At 59.4% G+C, this 13,061-nt stretch carries 9 protein-coding genes; 6 read left to right on the top strand and 3 right to left on the bottom strand.

Annotated elements, in window-relative coordinates; all coding sequences use genetic code 11:
• Positions 1 to 97 precede the first annotated feature (97 nt).
• Positions 98 to 2,548 (bottom strand): glycogen/starch/alpha-glucan phosphorylase, encoded by a 2,451-nt coding sequence (locus tag KW846_RS24925; protein WP_102702598.1) that lies wholly within the window; start codon positions 2,546 to 2,548, stop codon positions 98 to 100.
• Between the two features lie 255 nt (positions 2,549 to 2,803).
• On the opposite strand from KW846_RS24925, the gene KW846_RS24920 reads away from it, so the two are divergent.
• Entirely contained in the window at positions 2,804 to 3,241 is a 438-nt protein-coding gene (locus KW846_RS24920; RefSeq protein ID WP_007970630.1) for a YkgJ family cysteine cluster protein, read from the top strand.
• Positions 3,242 to 3,460: 219 nt separating this feature from the next.
• Here the strand turns inward: KW846_RS24920 and typA are convergent, their stop codons facing one another.
• Together typA and thiI are read right to left on the bottom strand one after the other, a co-directional pair.
• Entirely contained in the window at positions 3,461 to 5,281 is a 1,821-nt protein-coding gene (gene typA / locus KW846_RS24915) for a translational GTPase TypA (protein WP_007970631.1), read from the bottom strand.
• Between the two features lie 139 nt (positions 5,282 to 5,420).
• Positions 5,421 to 6,875, bottom strand: a complete 1,455-nt coding sequence (thiI, locus tag KW846_RS24910; RefSeq protein ID WP_007970633.1) for a tRNA uracil 4-sulfurtransferase ThiI — start codon at positions 6,873 to 6,875, stop codon at positions 5,421 to 5,423.
• Positions 6,876 to 7,203: 328 nt separating this feature from the next.
• On the opposite strand from thiI, the gene glnA reads away from it, so the two are divergent.
• The 5 genes from glnA to ntrC all read left to right on the top strand — a co-directional run bounded on the left by glnA (position 7,204) and on the right by ntrC (position 12,634).
• Entirely contained in the window at positions 7,204 to 8,610 is a 1,407-nt protein-coding gene (glnA, locus tag KW846_RS24905; RefSeq protein ID WP_007970634.1) for a glutamate--ammonia ligase, read from the top strand.
• A 142-nt stretch (positions 8,611 to 8,752) separates the two neighbouring features.
• On the top strand, positions 8,753 to 9,268 hold the full coding sequence (locus KW846_RS24900) for a DUF4124 domain-containing protein (RefSeq protein WP_218485883.1): 516 nt from the start codon (positions 8,753 to 8,755) through the stop codon (positions 9,266 to 9,268).
• Positions 9,265 to 9,885: a DUF4124 domain-containing protein gene (locus tag KW846_RS24895; RefSeq protein ID WP_218485882.1), complete on the top strand. Its 621-nt coding sequence runs from the start codon at positions 9,265 to 9,267 to the stop codon at positions 9,883 to 9,885. Before KW846_RS24900 ends, KW846_RS24895 begins: the two co-directional genes overlap by 4 nt.
• Before the next feature lie 230 nt (positions 9,886 to 10,115).
• Positions 10,116 to 11,201, top strand: coding sequence for a nitrogen regulation protein NR(II) (glnL, locus tag KW846_RS24890; RefSeq protein ID WP_007970636.1), 1,086 nt, complete (start codon positions 10,116 to 10,118; stop codon positions 11,199 to 11,201).
• Positions 11,198 to 12,634, top strand: a complete 1,437-nt coding sequence (gene ntrC, locus KW846_RS24885) for a nitrogen regulation protein NR(I) (RefSeq protein ID WP_056852210.1) — start codon at positions 11,198 to 11,200, stop codon at positions 12,632 to 12,634. The genes glnL and ntrC overlap by 4 nt, the downstream gene beginning before the upstream one ends.
• Positions 12,635 to 13,061: the final 427 nt, after the last annotated feature.

Genomic DNA, 13,061 nt, shown 5'->3' with positions numbered 1-13,061 from the left:
AGATCGCAGCCTTCGGCAGCTCCTACAGGATGGGTGTAGGAACTGCCGAAGGCTGCGATCTTTTCCGGCGCGCCAGTATATCCACCTGCCTGAAGACTTACTCCAGCGCCTTCCAGATTTCCGTGGCGTACTCGCGAATGGTCCGGTCCGACGAGAACCAGCCCATCCGCGCCGTGTTCAACACCGCTGAACGCCACCATTCCTTCGAGTCGTGCCAATGGGCTTCGACACGCATCTGCGCGTGCCAGTAGGAATCGAAGTCGGCGCAGACCAGGAAGCGATCGTAATCCACCAGCGAATCGATCAACCCGGTGTAACGCGACGGATCATCCGGCGAGAACACCCCGCCACGAATCGCTTGCAGCACATCGTTCAGGCGATGGGACGCGGCGATGTCCGGTACGGCACTGAACTCATGGTTCTGCTTGCGCGCCTCCACCTGCTGCGCGCTGAGGCCGAAGATGAACATGTGCTCGGCACCGATGCGGTCGCACATTTCCACGTTGGCCCCGTCCAGGGTGCCGATGGTCAGCGCGCCGTTCAGGCCGAACTTCATGTTGCTGGTGCCTGACGCTTCGAAACCGGCGGTGGAAATCTGCTCGGACAAATCCGCCGCCGGAATGATGCTCTCCGCCAGGCTGACGTTGTAGTTGGGCAGGAACACCACTTTGAGCAAGCCGCGCACGGTGGGGTCGTTGTTCACCACCCGGGCGATGTCGTTGGTCAGCTTGATGATCAGTTTGGCCTGGTGATAACTCGCGGCTGCCTTGCCGGCGAAGATTTTCACCCGTGGTACCCAGTCGATTTCAGGTTCGGCGCGGATCGCCTGGTACAACGCCACGGTGTGCATCAGGTTGAGCAATTGGCGTTTGTACTCATGGATGCGCTTGACCTGCACGTCGAACATCGCCGCCGGGTTGACCGCCACGCCCAACCGCTCATGAATCAGGTACGCCAGGGCTTTCTTGCTGTGCAGGCGTTGCTCGGCGAACGCCTTGCGGAACGCGCTTTTCTCGGCAAATGGCTCGAGGGCGAGCAAACGCTCTTCCGGGTTGTCCAGCACCTCGGGGCCCAGGGCATCGACCAGCATCGAGGTCAGCTCGGGGTTGGCCTGGTACAGCCAGCGGCGGAAGGTAATGCCATTGGTCTTGTTGTTGATTCGCTCCGGGTACAGCTTGTGCAGTTCGGAGAACACCGTCTTGCGCATCAGTTGCGTGTGCAAACCGGACACGCCGTTGACGCTGTGGGAGCCGAGAAACGCCAGGTTGCCCATGCGCACCCGGCGTCCATTGTCTTCCTCGATCAGCGACACCGCGCGCAGCACGTCGAAGTCGTGGATGCCTTTGGCCCGCAGGGAGTCGATGTGGTGGGCGTTGATCAGGTAAATGATCTGCATGTGCCGCGGCAACATGCGCTCCATCAAGCCGACCGGCCAAGTTTCCAGCGCTTCGGGCAGCAAGGTGTGGTTGGTGTAGGACAGCGTATCGACGGTGACCTGCCACGCTGCATCCCATGCCACGTCATAGACGTCGACCAGTTGCCGCATCAGTTCAGCCACGGCGATCGAGGGGTGAGTGTCGTTGAGCTGGATCGAAGCGTGATCGCCCAGGGTCAGCACCGAAGTGTGCATGTTGCGATGGCGGCGCAGCAGATCCTGCAACGAGGCGGCAACGAAGAAATACTCCTGGCGCAGGCGCAACTCCTGGCCGGCCTCGGTGCTGTCCGCCGGGTACAGCACCCGGGAGATGCTTTCGGCCCGGGCCACTTCGGCCACGGCGCCCAGGTGGTCACCGGCGTTGAAACGCTCCAGGTGCAGATCTTCCATGGCCCGGGCGCGCCACAGTCGCAACGTGTTGACGCTCGCCCCGCGCCAGCCGACCACCGGCGTGTCGTAGGCAATCGCCCGCACGGTTTCCGCCGGGGACCAGACTTGCCGGGATTTGCCGGTGTCGTCGGTCAAGGTCTCGACACTGCCGCCGAAACCGATGGTGTAGACCACTTCCGGCCGCTCGAACTCCCACGGGTTGCCGAAATCCAGCCAGTGTTCGGTCTGCTCCTGCTGCCAGCCATCGACAATCGCCTGGCGGAACAACCCGTGCTCATAGCGGATGCCATAGCCATGACCGGCGATGCCGAGGGTCGACATGCTTTCCAGGAAACACGCCGCCAGACGCCCGAGGCCGCCGTTGCCCAAGGCCGCATCGGGCTCCAGCAGACGGATGCGCTCAAGGTCGACGCCGAGTTCGGTCAGGGCTTCGCGCGCCACGTCGAGCAGGCCGAGGTTGCTCAGGCTGTCGAACAGCAGCCGGCCGATGAGGAATTCGAGGGAAAGGTAATAAACGCGCTTCTGGCCTTTGCGGTAGATCTGCCTCGTGTGGTCCATCCAGTGCTCGACCATGTGATCCCGCGCGGCCAGGGCAATGGCTTCGAACCAGTCATGGTCGAAGGCGTGATCCGGATCTTTACCCACTGCATAAGTGAGCTTGGTCAAGACGGCGTCGCGGAATGCGGCCACCTCTGCTTCGCGAACAAGTGGTTCTTGAGTCATCGATAGGACCTCGAGCGAGCTTGGAGTTGTCTGAGCCTAGACGGTCTGACAGGCGGTACAGGCTCTGGTTCGGCAGTTTTTCCTGTAAGTGCGAATCGGGTCGGCAATACATTGTCGAGTACCTGATTCAATGCAGGGGCCGTGCCGGATTAGCGGTTTATTGGCCGGCAGTGAAAAAATCTGGCGAAAGGTTGTTCAAAAATCCACCAGTCCCGGTATGATCGCGCGCCCTGATGCACACGCTGGTAACAAACGATGATGAAGCCGAACCTGATCGCTGCCGCAGAGATCGACCGCCTCGATACCTGGGCCAAGTACTCTGCCCCGATGTGCGGCTCGTGCATGTCCAGCTGCTGCACCCTGCCCGTCGAGGTCAAGATCAAGGACCTGATCCGCATCGGCGTGGTCGACGAGTTCGAGCTGGGCGATCCGCCGAAGAACATCGCCAAACGCCTGCAAAAGGAAGGTCTGGTCGAGCGTTTCAACCAGAAGTCGGGAATCTTTACCCTCCAGCGCATGAGCAACAACGATTGCCTGTATCTGGATCGTAAGAGCCGTCTGTGCACTATTTATGATAAGCGCCCGGATACTTGCCGCAACCACCCGAAAATCGGCCCGCGGCCGGGGTATTGCGCGTACAAGCCGAAGGAAGTGGAGCGCGAGCGGAATTCGCGCAGTATCGAGCGGTTCTGATATTTCCTGAGATTTTCGGTGGCTGATCGGCCGCCTTCGCGAGCAGGCTCGCTCCCACAGGGGTTCTGTGGTGTTCACACAATTTGTGGTTCACCTCGAACACTGTGGGAGCGAGCCTGCTCGCGATGAGGCCGGCACAATCACCACACAAACCCCAGACAAACAAAAACGCCCCCGGCCTTTCGACCGGGGGCGTTTTCGTTCAGCCGGGGCTAAATCTTATGCCTTGGCTTTCTTGGCAGCGCGGGTACGCTCGCTTTCGTCCAGGATCTTCTTGCGAAGACGGATGGACTTAGGCGTCACTTCACACAGCTCGTCGTCCTGGATGAATTCCAGAGCCTGTTCCAGGGTGAAGCGAACAGGTGGAACCAGAGCGATGGTTTCGTCTTTACCCGAAGCACGCATGTTGTCGAGCTTCTTGCCCTTGGTAGGGTTGACGCCCAGGTCGTTGTCACGGCTGTTCAGACCAACGATCTGACCGTTGTAGATTTCCTGACCGTGTTCAACGAACAGCTTGCCACGCGCCTGCAGGGTTTCCAGGGAGTAGGTCAGTGCCTTGCCGGTTTCAACCGAAACCAGAACGCCGTTCTGACGGCCGGACATGTCGCCGGACTTCATCACGTCGTAACGGTCGAAGATCGAGGTCAGGATGCCAGCGCCGTTGGTCAGGGTCAGGAACTGGTTACGGAAACCGATCAGACCACGAGCAGGGATGTTGTATTCCAGACGTACACGGCCCTTGCCATCCGGCACCATGTTGGTCAGGTCGCCCTTACGCAGGCCCATCTCTTCCATCACCTTGCCCTGGGATTCTTCCGGCAGGTCGATGGTGACGTTTTCGAACGGTTCGTGCTTCACGCCGTCAACCAGACGGATGATCACTTCCGGACGGCCTACAGCCATCTCGAAGCCTTCGCGACGCATGGTTTCGATCAGTACCGAGAGGTGCAGTTCGCCACGGCCGGAAACCTTGAACTTGTCAGCCGAGTCGCCTTCTTCAACGCGCAGTGCAACGTTGTACAGCAGCTCTTTGTCCAGACGTTCCTTGATGTTACGGGAAGTCACGAACTTGCCTTCTTTACCGCAGAATGGCGAGTCGTTTACCTGGAAGGTCATGGAAACGGTTGGCTCGTCGACGGTCAACGGCTTCATCGCTTCAACGGTGTCCGGGTGGCACAGGGTGTCGGAGATGAACAGCGAGTCCATACCGCTGATGCATACGATGTCGCCTGCAGCAGCTTCTTCAACGTCTACACGGTGCAGACCGTGGTGACCCATCAGCTTCAGGATACGACCGTTACGCTTCTTGCCGTCGGCGCCGATAGCCACAACCGGGGTGTTCGGCTTGACGCGACCGCGAGCGATACGGCCAACGCCGATAACACCCAGGAAGCTGTTGTAGTCCAGTGCGGAGATCTGCATCTGGAACGGACCGTCACGGTCGACTTTCGGCGCCGGTACGTTGTCGACGATCGACTGGTACAGCGGGGTCATGTCTTCAGCCATTTCGGTGTGGTCCAGACCGGCAATACCGTTCAGGGCCGAGGCGTAGACGACTTTGAAGTCCAGCTGTTCTTCGGTGGCGCCCAGGTTGTCGAACAGGTCGAAGATCTGGTCCAGAACCCAGTCCGGACGCGCGCCTGGACGGTCAACCTTGTTGATGCACACGATTGGACGCAGGCCGGCTTCGAAAGCCTTCTTGGTCACGAAACGGGTTTGCGGCATAGGGCCGTCTTGAGCGTCAACCAGCAGCAGAACGGAGTCGACCATCGACATTACGCGTTCAACTTCGCCGCCGAAGTCGGCGTGGCCCGGGGTGTCCACGATGTTGATGTGGTAACCGTTCCAGTTGATGGCGGTGTTTTTCGCCAGAATGGTAATACCGCGCTCTTTTTCCTGGTCGTTGGAGTCCATCACGCGCTCGTCGTTGAGCTCGTTGCGCTCCAGGGTGCCGGATTGACGCAGGAGTTTGTCTACCAGGGTGGTTTTACCATGGTCAACGTGGGCAATGATGGCGATGTTGCGTAGATTTTCGATCACTTGTGTATCTCGATCAGAGGATTCGGTGTGCTGACAAGTCTTGGCAGCGATTAACAGTAGCGTCCGTGAAAGCCGTTACAGCTTGACGGTGGCGTCGGGGGGCCGGTGACGCAGGCCACAGGCAAACAGCCCCGGGCACTTAGCTCGGTCGATAAACGCGCACATTGGCATGCCCCTCACTGAGCAAATGGTGGGCATGCAGGCGACTCATCACGCCTTTGTCGCAATACAGCAGGTACTGGCGAGTAGGGTCCAGTTCCTTGAAACGAGCGTTCACTGCATAAAACGGCATCGTTTGTACCTCGATGCCAGCAAGTTCCAGCGGGTCGTCTTCAGCGGCATCCGGGTGACGGATGTCGATGACGATCTGACCGGCCAGCGCTTCGCTGACTTCTTCAATCTGCAAGTCCTGGCCCAATTCGTCGATCACGCGATCGATCGGCACCAGCTTGGCGTTTTCGAGCGCACGCTCGAGCACCGCCATATCGAATTCTTTCTCTTCGTGCTCGACACGGTAGCGCTTGGCGGCGGTCTTCGGATTGACCGAAATGACCCCGCAGTACTCCGGCATGTGCCGGGCGAAATCGGCGGTGCCGATCTCGTTGGCCGTGTCGATGATGTCCTGCTTGTGCGCGACGATCAGTGGACGCAAGACCAGTTTGTCGGTCACGCAATCGATCACTGACAGGTTTGGCAGCGTCTGGCTCGACACCTGGGAGATCGCCTCACCGGTGACGAGGGCCTCGATGTGCAGTCGATCGGCAATCCGGGAGGAAGCGCGCAACATCATACGCTTCAATACTACGCCCATATGACTGTTATCGACTTTGCCGAGAATTTCGCCCAGCACTTCCTCGAATGGCACACTGACAAATAGCACGCGTTGGGAGCTGCCGTACTTCTTCCAGATGAAATGCGCGACTTCCATGACGCCCAGTTCGTGGGCACGTCCGCCCAGGTTGAAGAAGCAGAAATGCGCCATCAGGCCGCGGCGCATGATCTGGTAGGCCGCCACGGTGGAGTCGAAGCCGCCGGACATCAGCACCAGAGTCTGCTCCAGGGCGCCCAGCGGATATCCGCCGATGCCGTTGTGCTGGCTGTGGATCACGAACAACCGTTGGTCGCGAACTTCGATGCGGACTTCGATTTCAGGCTTTTTCAGGTCGATCCCGGCGGCACCGCACTGACGGCGCAACTGGCTGCCGACATATTTCTCGATATCGATCGAGCTGAACGGGTGCTTGCCGGCTCGCTTGCAGCGCACCGAGAAGATCTTGCCGGCCAGTGCATCACCGTAGTGCTGCTTGCACTTTTCAACGATGTCGTCGAAATCACCCAGCGGGTACTCGTCGATCTGCAGGAAGTGCGCGACGCCCGGCATGCAGCTCAGGCGCTCGCCCATCTCCTTCAGGGCCCTGGGGTCGCTGACGCGGGTTTCCAGCTCGAGGTTGTCCCACACACCGTTCACCACCACGGCCGGGTCCAGATCGCGGAGCACGGCACGGATGTTCTTGGCCAATTGGCGGATGAAACGCATCCGTACCGGGCGGCTCTTGATGGTGATCTCGGGGAAGACTTTTACGATTAATTTCATGGAAACAGCGCGCGCAGGGCCTGCCGAAAAAGGGGGGCGCGGATTATAGCGGAAATTGCTCAAGGTTTAACCAGTTAATGTGCAGAAGGTTTTGCGCGCACCAAAACGGGTCATTTATTCATTTTGACGCCACATTACGGGGCGGTATTTTCGCCTTTAAAGCGCATTAATGGCTGATAAGCGTGTTTTTGGGGCAAAAAACCCATGCTGGGGCACTGGCATGCAATTTGCTCCCTTGTGAGGCAGGTTGCCTTGGCAGAGTATTCGCGCCGGCATCACCCACATTTAAGGGCATCCACTACTAGCCCGAAGCCACCCGGAGGACACTATGTCGAAGTCGGTTCAACTCATCAAAGATCATGACGTCAAATGGATTGATCTGCGCTTCACGGACACCAAAGGCACTCAGCACCACGTGACCATGCCGGCTCGCGATGCGCTGGATGACGACTTCTTCGAAGTCGGCAAAATGTTCGACGGTTCCTCCATCGCTGGCTGGAAAGGCATCGAAGCCTCCGACATGATCCTGATGCCGGACGACTCCACCGCAGTTCTCGATCCGTTCACCGAAGAACCGACCCTGATCCTGGTCTGCGACATCATCGAGCCTTCGAGCATGCAAGGCTACGACCGCGACCCACGTGCGATCGCCAAGCGCGCCGAAGAGCACCTGAAAGCCACCGGTATCGGTGACACCGTATTCGCAGGTCCAGAGCCAGAGTTCTTCATCTTTGACCAGGTGAAGTTCAAGTCCGACATTTCCGGTTCCATGTTCAAGATCTACTCCGAACAAGGTTCCTGGATGTCCGACCAGGACATCGAAGGCGGCAACAAGGGCCACCGTCCAGGCGTCAAAGGCGGCTACTTCCCGGTTCCACCGTTCGACCACGACCACGAAATCCGTACCTCCATGTGCAACGCACTGGAAGAAATGGGCCTGACCGTCGAAGTTCACCACCACGAAGTGGCAACTGCCGGCCAGAACGAAATCGGCGTCAAGTTCAACACTCTGGTGAAGAAAGCCGACGAAACCCAAACCCTGAAGTACGTCGTGCACAACGTTGCCGATGCCTACGGCCGCACCGCGACCTTCATGCCTAAGCCTCTGTACGGCGACAACGGCTCGGGCATGCACGTGCACATGTCCATCTGGAAAGATGGCAAGAACACCTTCGCAGGCGAAGGCTATGCCGGCCTGTCGGACACCGCTCTGTACTTCATCGGCGGCATCATCAAGCACGGTAAGGCCCTGAACGGCTTCACCAACCCGGCGACCAACTCCTACAAGCGTCTGGTTCCAGGCTTCGAAGCACCAGTGATGCTGGCCTACTCGGCTCGCAACCGTTCCGCTTCGATCCGCATTCCTTACGTGTCGAGCCCTAAAGCTCGCCGTATCGAAGCACGCTTCCCGGATCCGGCTGCCAACCCGTACCTGTGCTTCGCCGCACTGTTGATGGCTGGCCTGGATGGCATCCAGAACAAGATCCACCCTGGCGACGCTGCTGACAAAAACCTGTACGACCTGCCGCCTGAAGAGGCGAAAGAGATTCCACAAGTTTGCGGCAGCCTGAAAGAAGCCCTGGAAGAGCTGGACAAAGGTCGTGCGTTCCTGACCAAAGGCGGCGTTTTCAGCGACGACTTCATCGACGCTTACATTGCTCTGAAAAGCGAAGAAGAAATCAAAGTACGTACCTTCGTACACCCACTGGAATACGAGCTGTACTACAGCTGCTGATCCGGTAGCGCTGCAGCACGCGGCGTGACAAAAAGAGGCCTCCTTCGGGAGGCCTTTTTATTGCCCGGATGTTTAGCAACTTGGGTTAACCGCCCTGCCTGACCTATGCTGCAACCCAACGCTTTCGCTTCCGGTCGATTCCATGGGTCGTGGTTTTCTGTTCATCCTGCTGCTGATCGCCCTGCCCGCCATGGCGCAGATCTACAAATACACAGACGCCAACGGCGCCACTGCGTACAGCAATCAACCGCCTGACGGCACCAGCGCCCAACCGGTCGACTTGCCACCCCTCAACAGCATTGAGCGTCAGCCTCCCGGTGAAGCCGCGCCTGTTGCTGAAGCCGCCGCGAATGAGCAACCCCAAAAGCCCTATGAAGTGCTGGAGCTGACCGGCCTGCCCAATACCGAAGCTCTGCGCGCCAACAATGGCACCTTCACGATAAACGTACTGATCAAGCCGCGCCTGCAAGCCCCCCACCTGATGCGCCTGCTGCTGGACGGCCAGCCCTACGGTCAGCCAGTCAATGTGCCGATCCTGCAACTGGTGAACATCGATCGCGGTGAGCATCGCCTCGCCGTGCAAGTGATCGATGGCGAAAACGTTGTGCAGCAGAGCCTCACCACAACCTTCAGCGTGCAACGAGTGCACATGCCTTGAAGGCCTGGCTACTGATCGCCTGCTTCATTGCGCTGCCCACGTCGGCGCAGGTCTTTACTTATATTGACCCCCAAGGCAATCGGGTTTTCACCGACCAGCCCGAACCCGGCAACGCCACGCGTATACCGCAGGTAAATAGCAATCGAATGGCCGCTAGCCCAACCCGTGCAGCACCGTCAAATGCAGAAGACAGTCCCGAAGTACAAGCGCCGTTCCACTATGACCTGTTGCGCATCCTGGTTCCGGAACCCGACGCGACCATCCGCAGCAACGTCGGTGAAATCATCGTCAGTGCCACCAACGAACCCACCCTGCAACCCGGTCACCGCTACCGTTTACTGCTCGACGGCCAGCCCACCGCTGAACCCGGCCTGAGCCCGGTGTTCCCGTTGAGCAACATCGATCGCGGCAGCCATACCCTGTCCGTGGAAATCCTCAATGAGCAGGGGCGCATCATCGAACGCACCGCCAGCCAACCCTTCCATATGCAGCGCACGTCTCTCGCCCAGAAGCGCAAGATCAAACCCTGCACCTTCGATGACTACGGCCAACGGCCGGAATGCCCGCCCGGCGACAAACCCGCCGAAGAAAAAAATCCTTTCCTGCGAATTTTTTAACCTCATTCAGGTTTGCGCACTATATTGGTGCAACCGCTTGCACCGTACTCACATTCCAACCCATTTTGGTTCGAAATTACCCGTGAACGCCGGCAGAACGCCATGCAAGCGAGCGTCATACGCCCGTTTCAGGCCTTTGGCGCTTCTTTTCGGAGCCTTGGTTTGGTTTTTGCATTTTCCCCGTATCAACGCTTGTTTCTTGCGCATGCTCCGCCCCAAAAGAGGTCCCGATGACCATTAGCGACGCACTCCACCGTTTGCTACTCGACAACCTCACCACCGCCACCATTCTGCTCGATGCCGAACTGCGCCTCGAGTACATGAACCCGGCGGCGGAGATGCTGCTGGCCATCAGCGGCCAGCGCAGCCATGGGCAGTTCATCAGTGAACTGTTTACCGAATCGACTGAAGCGCTGAACTCCTTGCGCCAGGCTGTCGAACAGGCCCACCCGTTCACCAAGCGCGAAGCCATGCTCACCGCCCTGACCGGCCAGACCCTGACCGTCGACTACGCGGTAACGCCGATTCTGAGCAACGGCGACACGATGCTGCTGCTTGAAGTCCACCCGCGTGACCGCTTGCTGCGGATCACCAAGGAAGAAGCACAGCTTTCCAAGCAGGAGACCAGCAAGATGCTGGTGCGCGGGCTCGCCCATGAAATCAAGAACCCCTTGGGCGGGATTCGTGGCGCGGCGCAATTGCTGGCCCGGGAACTGCCGGAAGAAAGCCTGCGCGACTACACCAACGTCATCATCGAAGAAGCCGACCGGCTGCGTAACCTGGTCGATCGCATGCTCGGCTCCAACAAGCTGCCGTCACTGGCCCTGTGCAATGTCCACGAAGTGCTGGAGCGCGTCTGCCAACTGGTGGAAGCCGAAAGCCAGGGTTGCATCACGCTGGTGCGCGACTACGACCCAAGCATTCCCGACGTATTGATCGACCGCGAACAGATGATTCAGGCCGTACTGAACATCGTGCGTAACGCGATGCAGGCCATCAGCAGCCAGAACGAGCTGCGCCTGGGCCGAATCAGCCTGCGCAGCCGTACCATGCGCCAGTTCACCATCGGCCATGTGCGCCATCGCCTGGTAACCAAGATCGAGATCATCGACAACGGTCCGGGCATCCCTGCGGAACTTCAGGAAACCATCTTCTTTCCCATGGTCAGCGGACGCCCGGACGGTACCGGGCTCGGCCTGGCCATTACCCAGAACATCATCAGCCAGCACCAGGGCCTGATCGAATGTGACAGCCACCCCGGCCACACCACTTTCTCGATCTTTCTGCCACTGGAACAAGGAGCCACATCGACATGAGCCGTAGTGAAACCGTGTGGATCGTCGATGACGACCGTTCTATCCGTTGGGTCCTGGAAAAAGCCTTGCAACAGGAGGGCATGACCACGCAGAGCTTCGACAGCGCCGATGGTGTGATGAGCCGCCTGGCGCGCCAGCAACCGGACGTGATCATTTCCGACATCCGCATGCCCGGCGCCAGCGGCCTGGACCTTCTGGCGCGGATTCGCGAGCAGCATCCACGGCTGCCGGTCATCATCATGACCGCTCACTCCGATCTGGACAGCGCTGTCGCGTCCTATCAGGGCGGCGCCTTCGAATACCTGCCCAAGCCGTTCGATGTCGATGAAGCGGTTTCCCTGGTCAAGCGCGCCAACCAGCACGCCCAGGAGCAGCAAGGCCTGGAAGTCGCCCCGACACTGACCCGCACCCCGGAAATCATCGGCGAGGCGCCGGCGATGCAGGAGGTGTTTCGCGCCATCGGCCGCCTGAGCCACTCCAACATCACCGTGCTGATCAATGGCGAATCTGGTACCGGTAAGGAGCTGGTGGCCCACGCCCTGCACCGTCACAGCCCGCGCGCCGCTTCGCCTTTCATCGCGCTGAACATGGCGGCGATCCCCAAGGACCTGATGGAATCCGAACTGTTCGGCCACGAGAAAGGCGCGTTCACCGGCGCGGCCAACCTGCGTCGCGGGCGTTTCGAACAGGCGGACGGCGGCACGCTGTTCCTCGATGAAATCGGCGACATGCCCGCCGACACCCAGACCCGCCTGCTGCGGGTGCTGGCCGATGGCGAGTTCTACCGCGTCGGCGGCCATGTGCCGGTGAAGGTCGATGTGCGCATCATCGCCGCGACTCACCAAAACCTGGAAACCCTGGTGCATGCCGGGAAATTCCGCGAGGACTTGTTCCATCGCCTCAACGTGATCCGCATTCATATCCCGCGCCTGTCGGATCGTCGCGAAGACATCCCGACCCTGGCCAAGCACTTCCTCAGCCGCGCAGCCCAGGAGCTGGCAGTCGAGCCCAAGCTGCTGAAAAGCGAAACCGAGGAATACCTGAAGAACCTGCCGTGGCCCGGCAACGTGCGCCAACTGGAGAACACCTGTCGCTGGATCACGGTCATGGCTTCGGGTCGCGAAGTGCACATCGGCGACCTGCCGCCGGAGTTGCTGAGCCTGCCGCAGGATTCGGCACCGGTCACCAACTGGGAGCAAGCCCTGCGCCAATGGGCCGACCAGGCGTTGGCCCGCGGTCAATCGAGCCTGCTCGACAGCGCCGTGCCGGCCTTCGAGCGGATCATGATCGAGACCGCCCTCAAACATACCGCCGGTCGCCGCCGCGATGCCGCCGTTTTGCTGGGTTGGGGGCGTAATACCCTGACACGCAAGATCAAGGAGTTGGGGATGAAGGTGGATGGCGGGGATGATGATGAGGGGGATGAAGGTTAAGTTCGGCTTCGGTATTTAGTCGTCAGTGAAAAGATCGCAGCCTTCGGCAGCTCCTACAGGTGCCGGAGGCTGCGATCTTTTTTTGCCCGGCGTGCACCGACTGGATGCACCGTGAACCGCAATCGCGCACGGCGACCGATTCCGAGTCCCGCCAACGTTCACAATCGAATCCCTATCGAAAAAACACGAAAGCCCCGGATTACGGGGCTTTCGACGTTTATACGTGGGTTTCTGTTTCAACTTGTTAAAACCTGGCACGCCCTCTGCAATAACCCTTTCAAGTGATTCAGATCACCGACCCGGTTTCGGGGACCTTGGTACAGGCAGGCCGGGGATTCCCCTCTTTACACCGGGCTCACACCGCAGCCGCGACGAGCCCAGCCGTTTTGGGGCCCTTGATACAGGCAGGTCAGGGGTTCCTTCTTTA

It is taken from the genome of Pseudomonas sp. PDM32 (assembly GCF_019219225.1).
Taxonomy (GTDB): Bacteria; Pseudomonadota; Gammaproteobacteria; order Pseudomonadales; family Pseudomonadaceae; genus Aquipseudomonas; species Aquipseudomonas laurylsulfatiphila.
This window is presented reverse-complemented; position numbering and strand designations above follow the sequence as displayed.